Genomic DNA, 24,715 nt, shown 5'->3' on the forward strand with positions numbered 1-24,715 from the left:
CCTTTGCGTCTACCAGTGATGGATAAATCGCTGTGCTGTCGGGTAAGGGTAAATATGACTTACCTGCCCATTTTTTATATTTTGTTGAGCCTGCTTCCAAAAGCTAACATCTATAAGCTCTGGATGAGTGCTGAGGAAAAACTTTTTATAGATAGGATTAGGCATTACAAATGTACATAACTGCTCTGGGAATACATCTTGTGGTGCAACAGAGTAACTTTGTTCATCCATTAAATAATCGTCGTAGCTCTTTGCTTTCGGTAATGCTCTAAAGTTCATATCTGTTAGGTATTGAACTTCATCGTAATCGTAAAAAATAATACGTTTGTGCTTACTTACACCAAAGTTTTTTAAGAGCATATCGCCAGGAAATATATTAACGGCAATCATTTCTTTTAGAGCTTGCCCGTATTCTTCAATCGCGTCTGCGGCACTTTCTTCATCAGCATTTTCTAAAAATAAATTGAGTGGTGTCATGCGCCGTTCAATATATAAATGCTTGATGATCAACCATTCGCCTTCAATTATCATTGATGAGCCAATTGTTTTATGTAATTGCGTAAGTAAATTACTATCAAAACGCGCCAAAGGAAATACGACGTTAGAATACTCTATGGTATCGGCCATTCTGCCAACGCGATCATGGTTTTTTACTAGTTGATAACGCTTTAATACGGTATCACGGCCGAAGGGCTTACTTTCACCAAATTTGTCTTTTATTACTTTAAAAACATAACCAAATGAGGGAAGGGTAAATACCATCATCACCATACCGGGAGTACCAGGTGCAATTGTAAACTTATCACTTGAGTGAGATAAGTGATTTAAAAACTCTCGATAAAACTCAGTTTTACCCTGCTTGTGAAAACCCACTGCATTATAGAGCTCAGCAAGTGTTTTGTTTGGCATAAGTTGATTTAAAAACCGAACAAGTGCTGAAGGTGCATGAGTCTCTACCATAAAGTAGGCGCGGGCAAAGCCAAAAATGACACGCATTTGAGACGATTTAGTTAAAAGTGCATCTAAATATAATCCGTTATCTTCATCGTGTAACACGGCGGTTATAAAAGGCTGAACACCACTTTTTGAAACAACACGTCCTACTATATAAGCTGCTTTATTACGGTAAAAAGGTGTGTGTAAAATATCAAAGCGCATTTGCCAAGGTTGATGATGTGTATCGGGGGCTTGTTTATAAAAAGCTTTAACAAGAAGGCGAATATCACGATCTAAATTTACAAATGGTGCTTTAAAATCAAAATGATCAATAATGCGTATTATTGTTGACTTTAGGCCATCAACTACTGGAAAGTATGTCCTATATTCGGCCTCAACAGGTACTGAAGGAGCATCTTTTAAGGTTGCTTCTACAAATATAAAGTCATTATGAAAATAGCGCCTGTGGTACAGCCGGCAAAATACAGAGTTATAAAAGGTTTCGGCGAGCTCTGCTTGAGGGTGGAAACATAAAAAATGCTGATATATCTTTTTAACTTCGAGCCATAGGCTTTCATCTAATTGCTCTGTTGGGGTTTCTTTTTTTAGCGCTTGTGTGGTTTCGTTAACACGATCATCATAATAGCTGATACGCAAACGGCTGATATCATTAATTGCTTGCCAATCTTTTTTTGCAAAGGCGAGAGGGGCTTTGGCCGTTGTTTTTTGAAATAGCTGATAGTGCCTTTTAAAACCCGTTAAAATTAATTCAGCAATATGGCGAGGCTGCATTTGCACTCCTTAATAGTCCCTAGAGCTTATACTCTATTGTGTTAAGGGTATGTTATTTTAAGTTTAAAACCAAGATAAATATTACTTGCTAATTAAGAGTGATTTATTGGTATTGAGCTATCTTTTTTTCGAGAATTTTAATTTGTTTAGTAATAACCAATACATCTTTTTTGTACTCTTTATTAATTATTTTTAATTTTTTAGTAATATCTTTGGTAATACGCTTTTTATCATCAATGGCTAGAATATGATTTAACCGCTCTTGTTGTTTGTATTCAGCACGCTCTTTATTACGATCAAGTATTGTTAGCTTATGGTTATTACTGCGAAGCTCTGCCTGTAAGCCAGATAGAAGCCTTTCACGCTCAAGTTCGTTTAGTTGTTTAGTGTAGTCAACCTTAGGACCAGAATAATGATTACCCGTCGTGTTAACTTTATAAGTCGTTGCTTCGTCGTCACAGGGGAGTTGAGAAAAGACAGTGCCTTTTTCTGTTACACATTTGTAGTAAGTGGTATCGCTAAAGCTAAAAAAACTGATAAGTAAAAAGCTAGAATGGAGAATATAACGAGAAGTTTTAAACATGTATGCCGTCCTTGATTTTTATATTTTTTAGTAAAACAATATAAAACTATAACCTAGCTTGGTGGTATATCAAGCTAGGTTAGGATAACGGCTATTGGGTGAAGGTTTTAAGCTTTTTAATACTCTGTACTAAAAATGGTATATCTAAACCTTGTTCAATAGAAAAACCTTCAGCGGCAGAGATGTTTTTAAAGTTACCATCTGAATCTATTAAGGTAATCCTATCTTTTTTATAGGCTATAACAACACCCTGAGAGTAGTTAACGCCCATATCATCTTTTTTCTTGTATAAATTAACGCCCAGCATTGTTTGCTTAGCAATGGCTTTACAATTTAAATATTGGCCAACACTTGTTGCAATTAAATCGCTAGGTTGAATAAGTCCATCTACTTTAGAAATACGTTTGTCGGAGCTATATAAAGTTGATGTTGTTACTACTTCTTGCTTGTTATTGGCAAGACTAAAAGCAAAAACCTGTGTTTTATCATCTCGTACAACGGCGTTATCGCTACTTTTAATAACTCTAATTGCGCTAGAACTATGTGCTTGATCATTTATAAAACTAAGTTCTTCCACGCCGGTTACTTCAATGCTGCGGCGCTGACTTTGCCATGCGGGAAGAGTTTGATCTCTTAAAATTGCTGCTTTATAAAAAGCTGGCAAACCATACACTAAGCTAAATAGCATATCGTCGTGATTAGTTGGCTGTAAAAACTGCTCTGTTTTGTGTAAGTTTTTATTATCGGCAACAAATTTAGCGAGTTGTTGCTCGGTTTCAAATACAAAAATATCTACATTGGCTTGTGTGTAGTCTTCACACTTATCAAGCGGGCTTGGCATTTGATAACTAATGTTTTGGTTATTAATTTTTACGTTATGTGCTTGCTTATAGCTTTCTATATCAAGCAGGTCATTTTTAGCTAATAAACTTTTAGCGGTAGTAGGGTATGACAGTGGTAGTACATTATCTTGCTTCGTTACGTCAAAGTTTAAATTTGCGTCGGCCCAAATATGAATACTGTGACTAAGTGAAAAACACACTATTAAAAATGAAATTGCGTAACGTGCAAATTTATATTGTTTTAAGCGCTCAAGGTGTTGCCATGTGTAATTACTCACAAGTAGCTGAAAGCCTAAAATAAGTAATACAATCCCACTGGCTAAAATGGTTGTTAAAGCAGGTGAACTGGTTAAGCGATGCCACAGTAGAGAAATAATCTCAGGTAAGGCAGATATACTTAGATGATAACCCAAATTAACATACACATAAGCATCAAGGGTAAGCAGTGAAGCGCCTAGTGTGGCTATAACAGCCGCCATGCCTCGTATATGTCGTGGGTAGGGGAATATTAAACTAAGCGGAAATACCGTCAGCACAAACGCTAAAAAGGCGATAAAACTAGTGTGGCTTAACCACGTTACTAGCATATAAGTAATGCCCATAAAGCTTGTTGGTGGCGAGTCGGCAAATAAGTAGCTTAAGCTAATAAATAGCGCCAAGCCAATATTGGCAAAAGTAAACCAATGGCCCCAGCTTAATAGCTGACTCGCTTTTGATGAAAACTGATTGTGCTGCGATAAATTCATAGAGTTTATTTAACCGACTGTGATAGAGCTTTTGCAAAGTTCTCAGTTACGGCTTGTCTTTTCCCTGTTGGTACATGCTCTTTTAAGATATGCGTGATAGAATTTCCTAAACACATAAGGCTTAAATCTACCGGCGCATTGTGTTTAGTTAGCACATCAATAAGCTGATCGACGATTTGTTCTACTTCTTCATTAGAGTATTTTGATAAGATTGGCATCAGTTGGTTCAATAAAATAGTTATATTCTCGTATTTTAACACTAGAGGCGTGAAAAACAAAGATGACAACAGACGTTAAAAAATTAGTCGTTCATTATGTAGACAAAAAAGACGACGATACGCAAATTCACCTTCGAAATGATGAGATGGTAATTAACGATAAAGTAGCCGTTTTTATCGAACAATTACATCATGCATATAATGGTAAGCCAGGTAAAGGTTACTGTGCTTTCAGTGGTGATAAAAACAGCGTTGTAGCATCTGCAATGCAAAGCTACCGTAACGATGAGCTAGGCTTTTGGCATATGACCGAGCAAGCCTCAACGGTTTTAAAAGAAGAGCTTGATAAGTATGCATTTAGTGAAACAGGCTATTTAGTATTTTGTCATTATCAGTATGTTGCTACCGATTACATGTTAATTGCGATGATTAACATTAAAGAGCATTATTCTATGACGTCTGAGCTTGATTTAGCGGCTTCTCGCCATTTAGACATATCTCGCATGCAACTCGCTGCTCGTATCGATTTAACAGCGTGGGATACGCAAGCAGAAGATAATCGTTATATTTCATTTATTAAAGGACGTGCGGGTCGTAAAGTTGCTGACTTTTTCTTAGACTTTTTAGGCTGTGAAGAAGGTATTGATTCAAAACAGCAAAGCCAAGTAATGCTTAGCGCAGTAGAGGATTATTTATCAGAGCAACAGTTTGATAAATCAGAAAAAGACGATTTACGTAAGCAAGTATTTGATTACTGTAATGATTGCGTAACCACAGGCGAAGATGCAAGTGTGAGCGATCTATCTGCAACGCTTACAAAAGGCGATGACAGCCCGTTTGATAGTTTTTGCAAAGAGCAAAGTTATGACTTGGAAGAAACTTTCCCCGTTGATAAAAAAACAGTAACCAGTATGGTTAAGTTTTCAGGCCTTGGCGGTGGAGTTAGTGTAAGCTTTGAACGTAAGCATTTAGGTGAGCGTGTTACCTATAACGAAGTAACCGATACGTTAGTTATTAAAGGTATTCCGCCAAACTTAAAAGATCAGCTACAACGTTTTATGGAAAGTGAAAGCGAGTAAATTTAACAAGTTAGGTTAAAAAGCTGATTTAAGAGCGCGATATTTATATCGCGCTTTTTTATACCGGTATCTAAATTTGTTGCATCGGAACAAAGCTACTAAAATATCTATTGCAAAAATAGAAGTGAAAGAAGAGTAAGTGAGAAAACACAAGCCATGCTTTATTAGCAAGACTTAGCCCTATTACTACCTCTAAAAGCGCAGCGTCTCTTAACCTCTTTGTGAATAAGTCGCTTATTACGGACGTTACTCGTCACGACAATAAGTTGTGCTTCTACAGGTTAATTTGTACTTGATATTTAATTTCGGCTGTAGGCGTGAAGTTTGCTTACGCAAGAAGCATCGCTTCTGTTTACTTAATTTCTTTGCTAACAAAACCACTTAAAGATCTATTGAACAAAGAGAACTGAAAGAGGAGTAAATGAGAAAACACAAGCGATGGTTTATTAGCGGAGCTTTTTCAATTTAGCTTTATTGTTACCTCTAAAAGCGCAGCGTCTCTTAACCTCTTTGTGAAAAAATTACTTTTTACGGGCTTTGTGCCCGTCACGCCAACAAGTTGTGCGTCTACAGGTTAATCTTATTCGGTTTTAAATTTCGGCTGTAGTCGTGAAGTTTGCTTACGCAAAAAGCACCGCTTCTGTTTATTTAATTTCTTTGCTAACAAAACCACTAAAAGATCTATTTCACAAAGAGAAGTGAAAGAGGAGTAAATGAGAAAACACAAGCGATGGTTTACTAGCGGGGCTTTTTCAAGTTAGCTAGGCTTGGCCTTTTTACTACCTCTAAAAGCGCAGCGCCTCTTAACCTCTTTGTGAATAAGTCGCTTATTACGGACGTTACTCGTCACGACAATAAGTTGTGTTTCTACAGGTTAATTTGTACTTGATATTTAATTCCGGCTGTAGGCGTGAAGTTTGCTTACGCAAGAAGCATCGCTTCTGTTTACTTAATTTCTTTGCTAACAAAACCACTTAAAGATCTATTGAACAAAGAGAACTGAAAGAGGAGTAAATGAGAAAACACAAGCGATGGTTTATTAGCGGAGCTTTTTCNAAACACAAGCGATGGTTTATTAGCGGAGCTTTTTCAATTTAGCTTTATTGTTACCTCTAAAAGCGCAGCGTCTTTTAACCTCTTTGTGAACAAATCGCTTATTATGAGCGTGAAGAAACTTTAATAATTATTCAAAGCATGTAAACAAAAAAGCCCCGCTATTTATTAAATAGCGGGGCTTTTTAATAAGTGTTAGTTATTAATCAACACTCAATGTTTTAGTCATTGCAGAACTTGCACGACCAGCAGGTTTGATAGAGCCCGCACGTAAACCACTATCTGGCACTAGTTCACGTTTATCGTGAGCCATTGCTACAGATGTATGCTTTACTTCGCTATCAGCTACAGGAGTAGGCTGTGCCATTGGCGCACTTGCTGACCCTTGAGTTACCGATGTTTTAACATGCGGTGCTGATTTCTCTGCTTTTGCTGGAGCTTCAGTTACTACTGGAGTTTCAACTTTAGCAGGCTCTTCAGTGGCTACTGATGTTTCAACTTTAGCTGGCTCTTCAGTTACTACTGGAGTTTCAACTTTAGCTGGCTCTTCAGTTACTACTGGAGTTTCAACTTTAGCTGGTTCTTCAGTTACTACTGGCGCTTCAACTTTAGCTGGCTCTTCAGTCACTACTGGAGTTTCAACTTTAGCTGGCTCTTCAGTTACTACTGGCGTTTCAACTTTAGCTGGCTCTTCAGTTGCTACTGGAGCTTCAACTTTAGCTGGCTCTTCAGTTACTACAGGAGTTTCAACTTTAGCTGGCTCTTCAGTTGCTACTGGAGTTTCAACTTTAGCTGGCTCTTCTACAGCTTCAACTTTTGCTAAGTCTTCAACTGCAACGGCTTGTTCAATTTGCTGCGCTGCATCTACAGGTGTTTCTTCAGATTTAGCTTTAAGTTCTGCTTCATATTCTGCAGCAGCTTGATCAGCAACTGGAACAAATGCAGGGGCTTCGTCAGATTTAACTTCTGCTTCACCTTCAGGACGTCGACGACGTTGACCTGATGCACGAAGATGACGAGGAGAACGGCGTGAACGCGTACGTGTTTGCTCTTGCTCGTCTTCAGTAGTTGCTGCTTCATCGTTAGAATCAACAACGTCAACTTTCTCTTCTTTAATGTGAGCTGTTTTTTCTGCCGGAGCTTGTGTTTGCTTTTCTACAACAGGTGCTTGCTCTTGAACTTGTGGAGTGTCAGTAACTACCGCTTGTTCAGGTGTTTGCTCTGTTGAGTTTGCTTGCTCAGCGTTTTCATCTTGCAGACGTACTTTTTTACGTATGTTACGACGTTGACGGCGAACCTTAGGCTTTTGCTCTTTAGGCTCTACAGCTTGAGCTGGCTTAGAATCAGTTTCTACTTCTACTTCTGCTTTTACAGGGGCTTCAGTTTTAACTTGATCTTTTTCTTCGCTTTTATGCTCTGGGCGCTTACGAGAGTTAGGGTTACGACGACGCTTATTGCGGTTCTCGTTTCTCTCTTGCGTCTCGGTGCTTGTTGCTGCTGGTGAGTCTGTTTTAACTTCCTCTTCAGCTGCAGGGCGCTCATTGCGTGGTTTATTAGTGCGCGGGTTATTATTACGACGACGTTGGTTGTTATTACGACGACGATTATCGTTACCACGGCGAGCGTTATTACGCGCTTCTTGCTGCTCTTTTTCTACAGCTTCTTTTTTCTCTTCTACTGTTTCGCTTGCAAATAACGATTTAAACCATTTAGTGATTGCTTCAAACAAGCCACCTTCAGTTTTAGTCTCTGTTACTACTGGCTGAGCTACTGGTGTAGGCGCTGCTTGTGGAGCCGGTGTAGAAGGCATTACAACACCTTTTAGCATTGGCTCTTCACGTACTGGTGCACTTGGTGATTTTGACATCTCAAATGCTTCAGGTTCTGGCGCAACAACTTGCCCGTAACTTACCGTTTCAAGTGTTTCGTCTTTACGTAAACGCATAACTTCGTAATGTGGTGTTTCCATATGTTGATTAGGAATAATCACTACGTCACATTTATGATGTTTTTCAATGCGATGAACACTACGACGTTGCTCATTTAATAAATAAGCGGCAACGGCAACAGGCACTTGTGCATTTACTTGTGCTGTGTTGTCTTTAATTGCTTCTTCTTCAATTAAACGAAGAATAGAAAGCGCAATTGATTCGTTTGAACGAATAGTACCTTGGCCACTACAACGTGGGCATGGGCCTTGGCTTGCTTCACCTAATGAAGGACGCAAACGCTGACGCGACATTTCAAGTAAACCAAAGCGTGAAATTTTACCAATTTGAACACGAGCACGATCTGGACGAGCAGCATCTTTTAAACGATTTTCTACTTCACGTTGATGACGCGGAGGTGTCATATCGATGAAGTCGATAACAATTAAACCACCTAAGTCACGAAGACGTAATTGACGTGCAATCTCATCGGCCGCTTCTAAGTTAGTATTAAGTGCTGTTTCTTCAATATCGCCGCCTTTAGTTGCTTTAGACGAGTTGATATCGATAGACGTTAGTGCTTCAGTTGGGTCAATTACAATTGAACCACCAGAAGGTAGACGTACTTCACGCTGGAACGCAGACTCAATTTGGCTTTCAATTTGGTAATGCGTAAATAAAGGAGTGTCGCCTTGATAAAGCTTAACACGGCTCATAAAGTCAGGACGAAAACGCTCAATGTGCGCTTTAGCTTCTTCAAAAACACGTGGTTTATCAATTAAAATTTCGCCAATATCACGACGTAAATAATCGCGTATCGCACGGAATATTACATTGCTTTCTTGGTGTATTAAAAATGGCGCTTTAGCACTATCGGCTGCTTGTCTAATTGCTTCCCAATGTACTAATAATGCTTTTAAATCGTAGTTTAATTCTTCAAACGATTTACCAACACCCGCTGTACGAACAATTAAGCCCATACCTTTAGGAAGTTCTAAACGACCCAATGCTTCTTTAAGTTCAGTACGTTCATCACCTTCAATGCGACGAGAAATACCGCCAGCACGTGGGTTGTTAGGCATAAGCACTAAGTAGCTACCAGCAACACTGATAAAAGTAGTTAACGCAGCGCCTTTTTGGCCACGCTCTTCTTTATCAACTTGTACTATAACTTCTTGACCTTCTTTTATTACGTCGCGGATGTTAGGGCGACCATGAAAAGTGTAACCTGCAGGGAAGTAAGTACGGGCAATTTCTTTTAAAGGAAGGAAACCATGGCGGTCAGCACCGTAATCAACAAATGCTGCTTCAAGAGATGGTTCAATGCGAGTGATTTTGCCTTTATAAATATTGGCTTTTTTCTGTTCGTGACCTGGGCTTTCGATATCTAAATCATAAAGGCGCTGGCCATCAACCAGTGCTACGCGCATTTCTTCTTGCTGCGTTGCATTGATTAGCATACGTTTCATATTGTTACTCTACTTATTTATGTCGCTGACATGACGATGTTTTTCTCGCCTGTTCAGTTGTCCCTATTTTTAGAATGTGCAGCCTCACGACTGGGTCTTTAACGGAACGGCTCTGTTTCACGTATGCAGTATTTTAAATGCTGGCAAACAATAGCAATTATTATCGCTATTAAATTCTTAATGGTGCTAAAACTGTCGGCTTTTCAGCTACGTTTACAAGTTTTACCCAGAAGTCGGCCTGTCATATTAATCTTACTAAATATCATTCATATTAGGCGCGTAGGGCTCATTAAGTTGGTGAGCAATACATACTGATGTATCGCTAATATCCGTTTTAAGAGCAAAAATCGCTGCCGATGTTAATGAACGCTTATTTATTAGATTTTTTTAGTTCTAAATAAGCTGCTATACGGTACTACAATAATTGAGCTAGTGCTGAACGACGTTTTTTACGTCGTCACTATCAGACAAATTATCTGTTCATTGCTTTCTCTAGCACGTTAAAAATCGCTTCATGTTCAAACTTAACCAGCAATATATTACGCGCATTGCCGTTAATTGATCGCACGTGTTAACTGAGGAGGCATAAAAGCTTTGGAAAACTTAACTCGGATCTGTATGATCGGCTACCCAGAATGTGCATCACGAATGTTTTAATGTGTTAAAAAGCACCGTTGTTATTTGCAAATACTAAATATTTGCGCTGCTGATTATCCCACTATTATTACAGTGTTAGCAACTAAATTATTTTACTTAAATTAGTGATTAGGCAATGTCAGAAAAAAACGACTTACAAGTAACTTATGTCACGATCAACGAAGACCATTTAGGTCAGCGTATTGATAACTTTCTTATTACCCATTTAAAAGGGGTGCCTAAAAGCGCTATTTATAAACTTTTGCGCAAAGGTGAGGTACGCGTTAATAAAAAGCGTATTAAGCCTGTATATAAACTACAGCTTGAAGATGTACTTCGTATTGCACCTATCAGAGTTGCTGAGCGTGAAGAATTTGTTCCATCAAAATTAGACAAAGTAACTCGCCTTGAAAACGATATTTTATTTGAAGATAAATACCTTATCGTAATAAATAAACCATCAGGTATGGCTGTTCATGGCGGTAGTGGTTTAAGTTATGGCTTAATTGAAGCTTTGCGAGCACTTCGCCCAGAGGAACGTAGCCTTGAGCTAGTTCATAGGCTTGACCGTGATACATCGGGCTGTTTACTTATAGCGAAGCGTCGTTCGGTGTTAACAGCATTGCATGAACAACTTCGTGAAAAAACAATGGAAAAAAATTACTGGGCACTTGTAGAAGGGCAGTGGGACTCTAAAACTAAAAACGTAACCGAAGGGCTGCGTAAAAATACACTTAAATCGGGCGAGCGCGTAGTACGCGTAGATAACACTGAGGGAAAACCTTCACATACTCGTTTTAAAGTACTTGAACGTTTTAACGATTGCTCACTTGTACAAGCATCGCCTGTTACAGGGCGTACGCACCAAATTCGTGTGCATACGCAATGTAAAGGTCACCCAATAGCGTGCGACGATAAATATGGCGATCAGGGTTTCGACGATTCTATGCGTAAAGTTGGGTTAAACCGATTGTTTTTACACGCACATGATTTAAGTTTTTATCACCCTAAAAACGAAACAACCATGCGTATTGAAGCACCGCTAGATAAAACGCTTAAAAATACATTACTAAAATTACGAGATGCAAAACTGTGATAAAAGTAGCCCCAATTAAAAAATATAAGCTCGTCATTTTTGATTGGGATGGCACCGTTATGGATTCAGTAACTAAAATAGTTAACTGTATTCGTAGTAGCGCCGAGTCACTTAATTTAGTGTCGCCAAGTGATTTAGCCATTAAAAACATTATTGGTATGTCGCTTGAAAAAGCAATTGACGTTTTATTTCCTGATAATGTAGCGCAGCACCAAGCGTTAATTTCAGGTTATAAATATCAATACAGTGTGGATACTACTCCCACGCCTGTATTTGCTAATGTTGTCAGCGTTTTAAATGCCTTAAAAGAGCAGGGCATTGTTTTAGCGGTTGCAACAGGTAAAGGTAGGGGTGGGTTAGAGCGTTTGCTTGAACAAAGTCAATTGCGCCATTTTTTTAGTGCAACACGTACAAGCGATGACGCGCAATCAAAGCCCTCTCCAGATATGTTGTATCAATTACTTGAAGAACTTGGCATAAGTGCTCAAGACGCTGTAATGATTGGCGACACTCAAATAGACATGACTATGGCAAAAGCTGCTGGCATGGATAGAATTGGCGTAACAATGGGTGTACACAACGCACAGCAGTTAAATAAGCTTAGTCCTGTTGCAACAGTAGATAACTATCTGCAGCTGCAACAGGTTTTGCTTGGCTAATTTATTTAACTAGAACTTGTTTTGAGCAGTAAGTACATCAATACCAAACTCAGCCAGTAACTGGCTGAGTTTAATTAATGGTAATCCAATTAAGCTATTAGGATCGTCTCCGCTTAACTTTTCAAATAAACAGATACCCAACCCTTCACTCTTAAAGCTGCCAGCACAGTTATAAGGCTGCTCAGCATCGCAATAAGCACTAATTTGTGCATCACTGAGTGTTTTAAACGACACATTAAAAGGTTCTACGCAGGTTTTTTTAGTGCCAGTTACAATATCGTAAACACAAAGCCCAGTTAAAAATGTTACAGTATTACCGCTAAATAAATTTAGTTGTTTTACGGCATTTTGTTTATTATGTGGTTTACCTAAAATTTGATTATTAAACACAGCGACTTGGTCTGATCCAATAGCTAACCCTTTGTTAAAGTGTTTATTAGCCGCTGAGGCTTTTAATTCACTTAAACGCTTAACCAGTTCGGTAGGTGTTTCGCATTCAAGTGCTGATTCGTCAACGTCTGGTGAAAACGTATCAAATGGTAAATTAAATTTTTGTAATAAAGACTGCCTAAAAGGCGAGCTTGACGCTAAAATGAGTGGATGCTTCACGGACTGTTTTCCTACGATAATTCAGATTGAGTTAGGATAAATCAGATCCGAGAGTAAAACACGTTAAAAACCAAGTAAAAATGGTTTTTTACTTTGACTAACAAACTAACTATCTATATGATGCAGCCCCTATGCAAAAGGTGAAAATTCCCATCACTCTTCATCCAGGCAAAGCAGCGCAGCACCGTTTAAAGTATGACGGAATTGTACCGCTTGAAAAACTTACTCGTTTAGAGAAAGTTGTGCAGGAAGAAGTAGGTGAAATAGCGGTAAAAATACATTGCAAAAACGATGATCAAGGTTTCGCTGTGATTAGAGGCAATTTGTCCACACACGTTACTGTCATTTGTCAACGTTGTAATGGTGATTTAGGGTTGGATTTGGTTCAAGACTTTGCATATTCACCAGTAGGTGAAGATACAGAGTTAGATATTTTTCCAGAAGACTACGATGAAGTAGCGCTTGATGAAAATGGTGAAGTTAACGTTTTTAATTTAATTGAAGACGAACTAATTTTAGCAATTCCATTAGTGGCTACCCACAACGAAGCTTCATGCAGTTATTCAGCAAAGCCTGCCAGCTTTGGTGTATTAAAGGCGGAAGATGATAAACCTAATCCATTTGATATTTTGAAACAACTTAAGAAAGATTCTTAGGAGAAGACTATGGCTGTACAAAAAAGCAAAAAGTCTCGTGCAAGACGCGGCATGCGCCGTTCACACGATGCGATCAGTGGTCCAACTTTAACTGTAGATCAAACATCTGGTGAGACTCATCGTCGTCACCATGTGACTGCAGATGGTTACTACAAAGGCGTTCAAGTAATTTCTAAATAAGAGATTACTTATATGCTGAAAGATCTAACCATAGCGTTAGATATGATGGGGGGCGATTACGGCCCCCGTTCATCTATTCCTGCTGCCGTTTGTGCAGTAAATGCTCATGCCAATTTAACTCTCATTTTATGTGGCAATGAACATGTTATATCTAAAGAACTCGAATCCCTCGATTCTCTACCTCATCCTAGACTCATAATTCGTCACTGTAGTGAAATAGTCACCAATGCCTGTGAACCTGCAATTGCTGTGCGTTCAAAAAAAGATTCATCTATGCGTGTTGCCCTAGATTTAGTTAAATCGGGCGAGGCTCAAGCATGTGTTAGCTCAGGTAATACCGGCGCTCTATTTTTTATGGCTCACTATGTATTAAAAATGCTGCCAGGTGTTAAACGTGCCGCACTCATTTCATCTGTTCCTACAGAGCTTAAAAACCCAGTATATTTACTCGACTTAGGTGCTAATGTGCATTGTGATGCGCAAATGCTCTATCAGTTTGGCATTATGGGCTCTATAGTTGCAGGACAAGCACTTGGTTTGGATAATCCTCGCGTTAGTTTATTAAATATTGGTGCTGAGGACATTAAAGGCCACGACGACATTAAACAAGCTGCACAATTAATGCAGCAAAGCCCACATATAAATTATATTGGTTACAGCGAAGGAAGTGATATTTTTTCGGGTAAGGCTGATGTCATTGTATGCGAAGGGTTTGTTGGTAACGTAGCACTTAAAACATGTGAAGGCATTGCCAAGCTTATTATGAATAAGTTTACAACCGCGCTCGAAAAGCACCTTTTATATAAATGTATGGCGTTTATATTGCGTCCAATAATAAAAAAACTCTATAAAAGGGTGAACCCCGACCAGTATAACGGTGCTTCTCTGGTAGGATTGCGCGGTATTGTCGTTAAAAGTCATGGAAATGCGTCAGCTAAAGCATTTCAAGCAGCAATTGATGAAGCGGTAAAAGAGGTTGAACGTCAACTTCCTGATAAAATAGCCGCTATTTTCGAAAAAACACATTCTAAAGACACGGCGGTTAATCAATAATTGATGTGCCGTGTATTTCATTATTTATTTGTTTAATTAAAAAGAGCAAAGTATGGCACAAAAAATTGCACTTCTATTCCCAGGTCAAGGCTCGCAAAGCGTTGGTATGTTACAAGAACTACTAGAGAGTTCTGACATTGTTAAAGCAACATTTGCAGAAGCGTCAAATGCACTGGGTTACGACTTAGCAGAGCTAGTTCTTAATGGCCCAGAAGAAAAATTAAATCAAACCCACCGCACACAACCTGCATTACTAACTGCAAGTGTTGCTATTTACCGTGATTGGTTAGCAGCTAACCCTGATGCAGACGTCGTTATGGCGGGTCACAGCTTAGGTGAATACTCAGCGTTAGTATGTAGCGATGTATTAAGCTTGAGCGAAGCCGTAAAGCTTGTTGAAAACCGTGGTTTATACATGCAAGAAGCCGTGCCAGCAGGCGTAGGTTCAATGGCTGCTATTATTGGCTTAAGCGATGAAGAAATTAAAGCGGCTTGTGCTGCCTCAGCGCAAGGTGAGGTTGTGTCTCCAGTTAACTACAACTCTCCTGGTCAAGTTGTTATCGCAGGCCATAAAGCGGCAGTAGATAGAGCATCGCAAGCATGTAAAGATGCCGGTGCTAAACGTGCATTACCACTTTCTGTTAGCGTACCTTCACATTGTGAGTTAATGAAGCCAGCAGCTGACAAGCTAGCAGCAGACTTAGCCGCTTTAACATTTAACACACCTAAATGTGATGTAATTAATAATGTTGATGTAAAAGCTGAAACGTCAGCTGATGCAATTAAAGATGCATTAGTACGCCAGCTTTACAGCCCAGTTCGCTGGACAGAAACAGTACAAGCCCTGGTTGCGCAAGATGTAACACAAAGCTACGAATTTGGTCCTGGTAAAGTATTAACAGGACTTGCTAAACGAATTGATAAAGCAATGATCTGTGGCTCAGTAAACGACGCCGCTTCAATTGATGCAGCTAAATAAGAGTATATAAAATGTCTAATTTATTTTCATTAGAGGGCAAAGTTGTCCTAATTACTGGCGCCAGCCGTGGTATTGGTAAAGCAATTGCAACAACATTAGTTGCACAAGGTGCAAAAGTTGCAGGTACTGCGACAAGTGAGTCGGGCGCTGCTAAAATCAGTGAGTACCTAGGTGACAGTGGTAAAGGTTATGCATTAAACGTAACCGATCCTGCATCTATTGAAGCAACACTTGCTGCAATAAAAGCTGATTTAGGCGATATTGACGTACTTGTAAATAACGCAGGTATTACACGCGATAACTTATTAATGCGTATGAAAGAAACTGAGTGGGACGATATTATTGACACTAATTTAAGCTCAGTTTTCCGTTTATCTAAAGCGGTACTTCGTCCAATGATGAAGAAAAAGAAAGGCCGTATTATTAACATTGGCTCAGTAGTAGGTACTATGGGTAATGCAGGTCAAGCTAATTATGCAGCGGCTAAAGCGGGTGTAATTGGTTTTTCTAAGTCACTTGCGCGCGAAGTTGCATCACGTGGTATTACAGTTAACGTAATCGCACCTGGTTTTATTCAAACAGACATGACTGATAATTTAACTGATGAGCAAAAAGCAGCAACACTTGCAAATGTTCCAGCAGGGCGTTTAGGTCAACCAGACGAAATTGCTGCTGCAGTATGTTATTTAGCATCTGACGCGGCTGCGTATGTATCAGGCGAAACTTTGCATGTAAATGGCGCGATGTACATGGTTTAATAGCCATTGTACCTAAATTACTACTTGATAAAGTTAAGTAAGTTACCTCAAAAACATTGAATTATTTGTGAACTTGCTTTAAACATACTTGAAATCGCTGCGAAAATAAGCGATAAAAGACAAAATACACACTCAGAGGTTTGACCAGACAATTATTTATGGTCAAATCATTGAATCAGAGAATTATGCGGCGTAAACTACGCCGCAATCTGAAAATAACGCATTGGCGTTTTTAATAAAGGAAAGAAGAATGAGCGATATCCAAGAACGCGTAAAGAAAATTATCATTGAACAACTAGGTGTTAAAGAAGAAGAAGTTAAAAATGAATCTTCTTTCGTAGATGACCTAGGTGCAGATTCTCTTGATACTGTTGAACTAGTAATGGCTCTTGAAGAAGAGTTTGATACTGAGATCCCAGATGAAGAAGCTGAGAAGATCACTACAGTACAAACTGCTATCGATTACGTTACAGCACACGCTGAGTAATTAATCGCACGTTAAAGGCAGCATCCGCTGCCTTTAATTTTTTATATCCAAACCACCTCAAAGTTCGTGATTCAAAACTTAAATCTCTATGCTCAATTTTAGCTAAAAATTAATTTTGATAGTGTTATGCGTTTTTAATCTATTTTGGGACTAGCACTTTGAGGTAGCTTGGGTATGATCATCCCCTTGTAAAATATCCCTTATTGGAGGCAAACCGTGGCTAAACGTCGAGTCGTCGTAACTGGCTTAGGAATGTTGACGCCGCTAGGTAATGATGTTCAATCAACCTGGCAAGGCTTATTAGATGGTAAAAGTGGCATTCAAACAATAACGCACTTTGATACATCAAAATTTGGTACTAAATTCGCTGGTTTAATAAATGATTTTGATGCAACTGCATACATGTCAGCGAAAGATACTAAAAAAATGGACTTGTTTATTCAGTACGGCATTGCAGCGGGTGTTCAAGCCTTTAAAGATTCAGGCCTTGAAATCACTGAGCAAAACGCAGCACGCATTGGTGTAGCTGTAGGTTCAGGTATTGGTGGGCTTACGTTAATTGAAGAAAACCACATTAAGCTATTAAATAGTGGTCCGCGCAAGTTATCGCCATTTTATGTGCCGTCTACCATCATTAATATGATCTCAGGTCATTTATCAATGATGCACGGACTTCGTGGTCCAAATATTTCAATTGTAACTGCCTGTACTACTGGTTTGCATAATATTGGCCATGCAGCCCGCATGATTGCCTACGGTGATGCAGATGCAATGGTTGCTGGCGGTGCAGAAAAAGCGTGTACCCCAATTGGTATGGGTGGCTTTAATGCTGCGCGTGCACTTTCAACCCGCAATGACGATCCACAAGCGGCTTCTCGCCCTTGGGATAAAGACCGCGATGGCTTTGTGCTTTCTGACGGCGCTGGTGTTGTTGTAGTTGAAGAGTACGAACATGCTAAAGCACGTGGTGCTAAAATTTATGCTGAGCTAGTAGGCTTTGGTATGAGTGGCGATGCGTACCACATGACATCACCACCAGAAGATGGTGCGGGTGCTGCCCTTGCAATGCAAAACGCACTAAACGATGCGCAAGTAAACGCTGAGCAAATTGGTTACATTAACGCACACGGTACATCTACAAATGCAGGCGATAAAGCAGAAACTGCCGCTGTTAAGTCTATTTTTGGTAATGCAGCTAAAGATGTAATGGTAGGCTCGTCTAAATCGATGATGGGTCACTTGTTAGGTGCTGCAGGTTCAGTTGAATCGATTATTTCGATTTTATCACTGACAGATCAAAAAGTGTCACCAACTATCAACCTTGATAATCCAGACGAAGGGTGTGACTTAGATTATATTGCTCACACTGCACGTGATGCAAAGTTAGACTTTGCACTGTGTAACTCGTTCGGTTTTGGTGGTACTAATGGCTCGTTGCTATTTAAAAAGGTATAATCTTTTTTAACAACGAATCAAATTATAAGAGCTCAGTTGTTTAACTGGGCTTTTTTTATATGCCAAACAAAATGCAAACAATAATAGCAGTAGATCAAAACAGCACTTTAAGCACGCGTGACAGGGGCTTAAATTATGGTGATGGCTTTTTTACAACCGCTAAGGTTGTTGATGGGCAAGTACAGTATTGGGCTCATCATAAAGCGCGTTTGATTGAGTGCGCACAGCGTTTGGGTTTTCCTGAGTTAGACTTTAATAGCCTTGAAAATCAAATTGCTTTGCATATAAACGCTGCACCACTAAACGTGCTTAAAATACTTGTAACGCGAGGCGAAGGCGGGCGTGGTTATGGGCTGCCAAGTGAGTGTAATGTCACTATTTTATTGAGTGTGTTGGACTACCCTAGTAATTACGAAGCGCTTACTAAAAAGGGTGTAAACCTCGAAATAAGCCCGATTAAATTAGCTGCACAGCCACATTTAGCGGGTCTTAAAACACTAAACCGGCTTGAGCAAGTACTAGTTAAAAAAGCAATGCAAACGCAAAACTGCGATGATGTGTTAGTGCTTGATTACAATAACAATGTAATTGAAGCTTCAGCTGCTAATATTTTTGCGATTAAAAATAAGTGTGTGTTTACGCCATTGCTTGATGAGTGCGGAATAAAGGGCGTTTATCTACAATCGTTATGTGATAAATTGCCTGTTGAATTTAAACGCGTGAAAGTAGAAGATTTAACCCAAGCAGACGCTGTATTTGTGTGTAATAGCTTAGTGGGAGCAGTACCTGTTAAACGTATTGAGCAACAGGTATTTAATACAGACGACAGCCACGCATTACTAACTAAATTATTAGCCAAGGAGGCTGAGTGTTAAAAGTTATTTTATCGGTACTTTTTTTAGCTGTTATAACCACTGCTATTGGTTACCAGCAATTACAAGCAACAATAAATAGCCCGCTAAAAGTAGCGCAAAACACACAATTTGAAGTTAAGCATGGCACTGGCTTTAATAAGTTATGTCAGCAGTGGCAAGCTAATAACTGGGTGGAAGGCTGCTGGCGTTATCAAGTAATTGCCAAATTAGATCCCACACTCACCGACTTAAAAGCGGGACTTTACGAGCTAACAGCCGATAGCGTTATTAATAACGTAAAAAAAATTAACCAAGGTCAGCAAATTAGTTTTAGTTTTACCATAATTGAAGGGCAAAACTTACGTGAAGTACTAAGTGCTATTAAAAAAGCTGATAATTTACAAAACGATTTAAAAACTGACGAACTAAGTACTCAAATACTGGGTAATGACACGCACTTAGAAGGCTGGTTATTCCCCGACACTTACCATTATCATAATAACGATACTGCAAGCAGTGTATTAAAACGTGCAGCACAAAAAATGCAGCAAACGTTAGACGACGCTTGGCAGCAGCGCGCTGTTAATCTGCCCTACAAAACAGCATACGAAGCACTTATAATGGCTTCAATTATTGAAAAAGAAACAGGCCTTGCCAGCGAGCGTCCGTTAATTGCATCAGCGTTTGTTAATCGATTAAACACCAATATGCGCTTACAGACCGATCCAACCGTAATATATGGATTAGGCACTGATTTTGATGGCGATATTAAACGCAAAGATTTACGCGATTATACGCCTTACAATACGTATCGTATTAATGGTTTACCACCAACACCGATTGCAATGCCATCAAAAGCCGCTATTTTAGCTGCAGTTAATCCGCCACAAAGTGAATACGTTTACTTTGTATCAAAAGGCGATGGTAGCCACCAATTTTCAACCACGTTAAAGCAGCATAACGCAGCAGTTAAAACGTATATATTAAATAAAAAGAATTAATATTTTATGAAATCAAAATTTATAGTAATAGAAGGGCTAGAAGGCGCGGGTAAATCAACCGCTATTTCGTTATGCCAAGACTTTTTAAACAAACAAAAAATAGACTTCATTAACGTCCGCGAACCTGGCGGCACGCCGCTTGCTGAATCGCTTCGTACGCTTGTAAAAGCAGAGCACGAAGAAGAAATTGCCTTTGAAACCGAGTTGCTTATTATGTACGCAGCACGTTCGCAATTAATGCACAATGTTATTACCCCAGCGCTTGATAAAGGCCAATGGGTACTTGCCGATCGTCATGATTTATCGTCTCAGGCGTATCAAGGTGGCGGGCGTGGTATTAGCTCAAATACATTAGCTTCACTTTCGTCAATGGTATTAAAGGGCTTAAAGCCTGATTTAACTATTTACCTTGATATTGACCCAGTGATAGGCCTTGAACGTGCAAAAGGGCGTGGTGAGCTTGACCGTATTGAACAAGAAGCCATTGAGTTTTTTCAGCGTACACGTATGCGTTATGTTGAACTTGCTAATGACGACAACACAATTAAAACGGTCGATGCAAACCAAAGTATTGATAAAGTACATCGCGATATAACCAATGTACTGCATTCATTTTTTGAAGGCCTAAAATAATATGCCATTGCCGTGGCTACATGATACCCAAGCACGTTTAGCGCAAAGTTATCGTGCAGAGCGTTTTCATCATGCGCAATTATTTTGTGGGCCTGTTGGCGTAGGTAAGTTTGAGTTAAGTGATGAGCTTGGTAATGCTTTGTTATGCCAAAATATAGCTAAGCAGGTAGCTGCGCAAAACAGTATGCTAAAACCTTGCGGACACTGTAAAAGCTGCTTACTTACTCTTGCGGGTACTCACCCCGACAAGCGCTTAACGCAAGTTGATGGGCAAAGCATAGGCGTAGATGATATACGCGGCATTAGTGATTTTATGAATCACTCAGCAGCGCAAAATGGTAATAAAGTAGCAATAATCGAAAATTGCGAAAAAATGACCACTGCAGCAGCTAACGCATTATTAAAAACACTTGAAGAGCCAACTAATAGCCGTTTTCTAATATTAACTACAAGCCAACCAGCACAGCTCCCTGCAACTATTTTAAGTCGATGCGCTAAAAGTGACGTAAAAATAACAAATACAGCACTTGCTCAGCAATGGTTAGAGACATTAGATATACCTAACTATAGTTGGCTAGCACTTTTTTATAACCAACCGCTGCAAGTAAAGCATTGGCAACAGCAAGACCAGCTAAAAAATATTGATACACTGTATAAGTTTGCAACTGAGTTTAAACAAAGCCATAATTTCAAAGCGTTAGTCGATATAATAAATAAACAGCCTGAACTTGTTCGTATATTTACTTTGTTTTTAAGCGTGCAACTAAAGCAGCAATTACTGCAAGGTATGAGTTTTGACGCTTATCAAAGTGCGCAAAATGCATTAGGCGAATTTTTACAAAATAACACACAAGTACTTGGCCTTAATTTATCGCTTGCTGTATCACGATTAGCATACACATTGCGAAATTCTTAAAAGGATTAATCATGCAAGAATTACTAGTAGACATTGACGATTTAGACGAGTTATACCGTTGTTATATGCCTTACTTAAAAAAAGGTGGCTTATTTGTACGTACTAATATGCGTTACGAAGCAGGGCATTCATTAGCACTTAGAGTTACCTTGCCCGATGCCTTAGAAGATGATGTAGTAACAGGTAAAGTGTCGTGGATCACGCCACAAGGGGCACAAAGCTCTAACCCTCCAGGTATTGGTATTAGCTTTTTAGACGATAAAACAAACCTAAACGCTAAAATCGAAAAGCTACTTGGGACTATGTTAAACTCAGGCGATCAAACATATACCATGTAGTTATAGGGTCGGTTTTTCATTGAGATTAACACCGCCCTATATTGGGTTCTTTTAATTGCTAACATAATAAATTAAACGAACAAATTTAAACCCTGAACATAATACAGGCCTTATAGTGATTGTAGATTCTCATTGCCATTTAGACCGTCTTGATTTTGATAAACTAGACTTAAACCTTGACCAAGTTCTTGATAAAGCGCGTGCAAAGCAAATAGAGCACTTTTTATGTGTAAGCGTAACGCTTGATCAGTTTCCAAGCATGCTTGATAAAATTAAGCACTACGACGATGTATCAGCCTCATGTGGTGTACATCCACTTGATCAAAAAGACGCCCTTAATAAACAGCAACTAATCGACTTAGCCTCACACGAAAAAGTTGTTGCCATTGGCGAAACGGGCCTTGATTACTACTATTCAAAAGATACTCACGCAGTGCAGCAAGCAAGTTTTGTTGGGCATATTGAAGTAGCTAACGAATTACAAAAACCGTTAATTATTCATACTCGTGATGCCCGCGCCGACACCATTAATTTAATGCGTGAGCACAAAGCCGAAAACTGCGGTGGTGTACTACATTGCTTTACTGAAGACTGGGATATGGCTAAAAAAGCCATAGACATGGGCTTTTATATTTCTATTTCGGGCATTGTTACCTTTAAAAATGCTATTGAATTAAAAGAAGTAGTAAAACAAATACCGCTCGATCGCTTACTAATAGAAACCGACTCGCCTTATTTAGCGCCGGTACCGCATCGTGGGCAAACAAATCAGCCAGCGTACGTAGAAGATGTTGCTTATTACATTAGCGAACTTAAAGGCATTAGCTTTAATGAACTTGCTAAAGCGACTACCGAGAACTTTTATTCTTTATTTAAATTAGCAGCTAAAGGCTAAATACATGATTACTCACACGGCAAACCTTCCTATTTTACTAATGGGGCCAATGGTGCGCCGTGCAGAGCAAACTGGAGTCTGCATTCAGTTTGCTACCTCCAAGCCTGCAAACTGCCAAATAACACTTATAAATTACGAATGTTATAGCGATCAACACACTGTTTCTTTAGGGGAACATTTGTACCTGCATTTCGTGATTATAAAGCCAGTAAATAATAAACTTCCTGTAGATAGCTTATTAAGCTATGAACTTATAATTGACGATACAGCAATCGATTTATCGCCGTGGTGCTATAGCAATCAAACAACGCCTGCATTTGTAATTCCCAATAAACTCAGTGATATTTTGCATGGCTCGTGCCGTAATGCACATCATCCAGCAAAAGACAGCTTAGTGTCTGCAAGTCACTGGCAAAATACTCAGCGTGGTAATAATAACCAGGGCGCACAATTGCTATTACTGAGCGGTGATCAGGTGTATGCCGACGACGTAGCAGGGCCCATGTTGCTAGCTGTTCATCAGTTAATTAAAGCCTTAGGTATTTATAAAGAGCAACCACTTGCCATTGAGCTACCCGCCGACATAAATGAGCAACTTTATAATCGCCATTTGTTCTTACCAAAAACGCCGTGGCAAAAACGCTCAAAGTTAGGTGTTGGTTACTGGCTAAAAAAAGACGAACCTCACTTTTCAAGTGTAAAAGCGTATAACCACCTTATCCACTTTGAAGAATACATAGCACTTTATTTACTAAATTTTAGTGCTGCTGCTTGGCAATGCGTTGATATACAAAACACAACGTATTTAGGTCAAAGCGAGCAAAACAAAACTATTTTTAACGCTGAAAAAACAGCATTAATTGATTATGCAAAAGGCTTAAGTGAAGTAGAGCGGTTGTTTGCCAATGTATCGACATTAATGATGTTTGATGATCACGATGTAACCGACGATTGGAATCTCACCGCTGGGTGGGAGCAAGCTATAAATGAAAACCCAAGTAGTAAACGGATCATTAATAACGGTTTAATTAGTTATTGGCTATTCCAAGGAATGGGGAACGATGCACTAAATAAAACGGGCGAGCTACTAACACCTTTTAAGCAAAGCCGTACTGCTAATAATTTATGGCAGTTTAAAGCATTTGATAAACCACTAAACGATTTTAGCTTTTGGCATTACGAACTTACTACAATACCCAAAGTAGTGGTGCTAGATACACGTACGCACCGCTGGCGAAATGAGCAAAACTTTAACGAACCTTCAGGGCTACTTGATTGGGAGCGCCTCACAGAGCTTGAGGGAAGCCTATTAAGCCACGACCAAGTTATTATTGTATCGCCAGCTCCTGTATTTGGTGTTAAATCAATAGAAGCTATTCAAGCCATGTTTAACATTTGCGGGCAACCGCTTATGGTAGATGTAGAAAACTGGATGGCGCACGAAGGTTCAGCCAAAAAGCTACTCGATACTTTTAGACGAACCGACACCCCAAACGAAACGCTTATTTTATCGGGAGACGTGCATTACTCATTTTGCTTTTCGGTGCAAAAGCGTTTTGGCGATCATCCCAATCGAATTTGGTAACTTACTGCCAGTGGTATTAAAAACGAATTTCCGCGTAAGTTAATAAACATACTCGATAAGCTCGACTCAATTTTATACGGCCCAAAAAGTCCCTTAAACTTTTTTACCAAACGTTGGCATATGGAAGTAGATAAGCACCAAACCATAGGTGAAGGGCAAAAATACTTAGTAAGTGACTCAGCTATTAGTTTAATAACACTAGAACAAGGAAATTTAGCCCGCTACCAGCTTATACACGGCGATGGTCATTTAACTGAGTTTGATTTAGAAGAACAGTAA

22 protein-coding genes and 1 pseudogene are annotated in these 24,715 nt (G+C 39.3%); 17 read left to right on the plus strand and 6 right to left on the minus strand.

The genetic code is table 11. The features are described 5' to 3' along the window. Window positions 1-9 precede the first annotated feature (9 nt). The 4 genes from aceK to I6E82_RS15050 all read right to left on the minus strand — a co-directional run bounded on the left by aceK (window position 10) and on the right by I6E82_RS15050 (window position 4,117). Window positions 10-1,728 carry a bifunctional isocitrate dehydrogenase kinase/phosphatase gene (gene aceK, locus I6E82_RS15035; protein ID WP_197118206.1) on the minus strand — a complete coding sequence of 573 codons (1,719 nt, stop codon included), beginning with the start codon at window positions 1,726-1,728 and terminating at the stop codon, window positions 10-12. Between the two features lie 103 nt (window positions 1,729-1,831). After that, window positions 1,832-2,311 carry a DUF4124 domain-containing protein gene (locus tag I6E82_RS15040; RefSeq protein ID WP_197118207.1) on the minus strand — a complete coding sequence of 160 codons (480 nt, stop codon included), beginning with the start codon at window positions 2,309-2,311 and terminating at the stop codon, window positions 1,832-1,834. Between the two features lie 91 nt (window positions 2,312-2,402). Then, on the minus strand, window positions 2,403-3,899 hold the full coding sequence (locus I6E82_RS15045) for a DUF3413 domain-containing protein (protein WP_197118208.1): 1,497 nt from the start codon (window positions 3,897-3,899) through the stop codon (window positions 2,403-2,405). 5 nt (window positions 3,900-3,904) lie between these two features. Continuing rightward, a complete protein-coding gene (locus I6E82_RS15050; protein ID WP_007375276.1) occupies window positions 3,905-4,117 on the minus strand; it encodes a DUF1414 domain-containing protein in 213 nt (70 codons plus the stop codon). Window positions 4,118-4,179: 62 nt separating this feature from the next. Between I6E82_RS15050 and yejK the strand changes: the two genes are divergently transcribed. After that, on the plus strand, window positions 4,180-5,196 hold the full coding sequence (yejK, locus tag I6E82_RS15055) for a nucleoid-associated protein YejK (protein ID WP_197118209.1): 1,017 nt from the start codon (window positions 4,180-4,182) through the stop codon (window positions 5,194-5,196). A 1,255-nt stretch (window positions 5,197-6,451) separates the two neighbouring features. Here yejK and rne read toward each other — a convergent pair. Next, entirely contained in the window at window positions 6,452-9,646 is a 3,195-nt protein-coding gene (gene rne / locus I6E82_RS15060) for a ribonuclease E (protein ID WP_197118210.1), read from the minus strand. Window positions 9,647-10,418: 772 nt separating this feature from the next. Between rne and rluC the strand changes: the two genes are divergently transcribed. Both rluC and I6E82_RS15070 read left to right on the plus strand, forming a co-directional pair. Beyond that, complete coding sequence (gene rluC, locus I6E82_RS15065; protein WP_010554171.1) at window positions 10,419-11,378, plus strand: 23S rRNA pseudouridine(955/2504/2580) synthase RluC; 960 nt, start codon at window positions 10,419-10,421, stop codon at window positions 11,376-11,378. Further along, window positions 11,375-12,037: an HAD-IA family hydrolase gene (locus tag I6E82_RS15070; RefSeq protein ID WP_331459162.1), complete on the plus strand. Its 663-nt coding sequence runs from the start codon at window positions 11,375-11,377 to the stop codon at window positions 12,035-12,037. The genes rluC and I6E82_RS15070 overlap by 4 nt, the downstream gene beginning before the upstream one ends. Window positions 12,038-12,046: 9 nt before the next feature. Here I6E82_RS15070 and I6E82_RS15075 read toward each other — a convergent pair whose 3' ends face one another. Then, window positions 12,047-12,646, minus strand: coding sequence for a Maf family protein (locus tag I6E82_RS15075; protein ID WP_121954231.1), 600 nt, complete (start codon window positions 12,644-12,646; stop codon window positions 12,047-12,049). A gap of 131 nt (window positions 12,647-12,777) precedes the next feature. Here I6E82_RS15075 and yceD point away from each other — a divergent pair, with 131 nt between their 5' ends. The 14 genes and pseudogenes from yceD to I6E82_RS15145 all read left to right on the plus strand — a co-directional run bounded on the left by yceD (window position 12,778) and on the right by I6E82_RS15145 (window position 24,715). Beyond that, on the plus strand, window positions 12,778-13,302 hold the full coding sequence (gene yceD, locus I6E82_RS15080; RefSeq protein WP_007585727.1) for a 23S rRNA accumulation protein YceD: 525 nt from the start codon (window positions 12,778-12,780) through the stop codon (window positions 13,300-13,302). A gap of 9 nt (window positions 13,303-13,311) precedes the next feature. After that, entirely contained in the window at window positions 13,312-13,482 is a 171-nt protein-coding gene (rpmF, locus tag I6E82_RS15085) for a 50S ribosomal protein L32 (RefSeq protein ID WP_002962381.1), read from the plus strand. Between the two features lie 12 nt (window positions 13,483-13,494). After that, complete coding sequence (plsX, locus tag I6E82_RS15090; protein ID WP_007585728.1) at window positions 13,495-14,535, plus strand: phosphate acyltransferase PlsX; 1,041 nt, start codon at window positions 13,495-13,497, stop codon at window positions 14,533-14,535. Between the two features lie 52 nt (window positions 14,536-14,587). Continuing rightward, window positions 14,588-15,514, plus strand: coding sequence for an ACP S-malonyltransferase (gene fabD / locus I6E82_RS15095; protein ID WP_197118211.1), 927 nt, complete (start codon window positions 14,588-14,590; stop codon window positions 15,512-15,514). Window positions 15,515-15,525: 11 nt separating this feature from the next. Further along, a complete protein-coding gene (gene fabG / locus I6E82_RS15100) occupies window positions 15,526-16,272 on the plus strand; it encodes a 3-oxoacyl-ACP reductase FabG (protein WP_076923841.1) in 747 nt (248 codons plus the stop codon). 250 nt (window positions 16,273-16,522) lie between these two features. Continuing rightward, the gene (gene acpP / locus I6E82_RS15105) at window positions 16,523-16,759 is read left to right on the plus strand and encodes an acyl carrier protein (protein ID WP_002962377.1); all 237 of its coding nucleotides are present in this window, start codon (window positions 16,523-16,525) and stop codon (window positions 16,757-16,759) included. A 216-nt stretch (window positions 16,760-16,975) separates the two neighbouring features. Continuing rightward, window positions 16,976-18,214, plus strand: a complete 1,239-nt coding sequence (gene fabF / locus I6E82_RS15110; protein ID WP_007585731.1) for a beta-ketoacyl-ACP synthase II — start codon at window positions 16,976-16,978, stop codon at window positions 18,212-18,214. 59 nt (window positions 18,215-18,273) lie between these two features. Next, window positions 18,274-19,089, plus strand: a complete 816-nt coding sequence (gene pabC, locus I6E82_RS15115; RefSeq protein ID WP_197118212.1) for an aminodeoxychorismate lyase — start codon at window positions 18,274-18,276, stop codon at window positions 19,087-19,089. Beyond that, on the plus strand, window positions 19,083-20,069 hold the full coding sequence (gene mltG / locus I6E82_RS15120; protein ID WP_197118213.1) for an endolytic transglycosylase MltG: 987 nt from the start codon (window positions 19,083-19,085) through the stop codon (window positions 20,067-20,069). The genes pabC and mltG overlap by 7 nt, the downstream gene beginning before the upstream one ends. Window positions 20,070-20,075: 6 nt before the next feature. Next, window positions 20,076-20,702 carry a dTMP kinase gene (tmk, locus tag I6E82_RS15125; RefSeq protein WP_007585737.1) on the plus strand — a complete coding sequence of 209 codons (627 nt, stop codon included), beginning with the start codon at window positions 20,076-20,078 and terminating at the stop codon, window positions 20,700-20,702. 1 nt (window position 20,703) lies between these two features. Beyond that, entirely contained in the window at window positions 20,704-21,618 is a 915-nt protein-coding gene (locus I6E82_RS15130; protein WP_197118214.1) for a DNA polymerase III subunit, read from the plus strand. Between the two features lie 11 nt (window positions 21,619-21,629). After that, window positions 21,630-21,956: a PilZ domain-containing protein gene (locus tag I6E82_RS15135; protein ID WP_002962367.1), complete on the plus strand. Its 327-nt coding sequence runs from the start codon at window positions 21,630-21,632 to the stop codon at window positions 21,954-21,956. A 115-nt stretch (window positions 21,957-22,071) separates the two neighbouring features. Then, window positions 22,072-22,851, plus strand: coding sequence for a TatD family hydrolase (locus I6E82_RS15140; protein ID WP_197118215.1), 780 nt, complete (start codon window positions 22,072-22,074; stop codon window positions 22,849-22,851). 4 nt (window positions 22,852-22,855) lie between these two features. Then, window positions 22,856-24,715, plus strand: a pseudogene (locus I6E82_RS15145) (alkaline phosphatase D family protein).

This window comes from Pseudoalteromonas sp. NZS11, assembly GCF_015864765.1.
In the GTDB taxonomy this organism is placed as follows: Bacteria; Pseudomonadota; Gammaproteobacteria; order Enterobacterales; family Alteromonadaceae; genus Pseudoalteromonas; species Pseudoalteromonas arctica.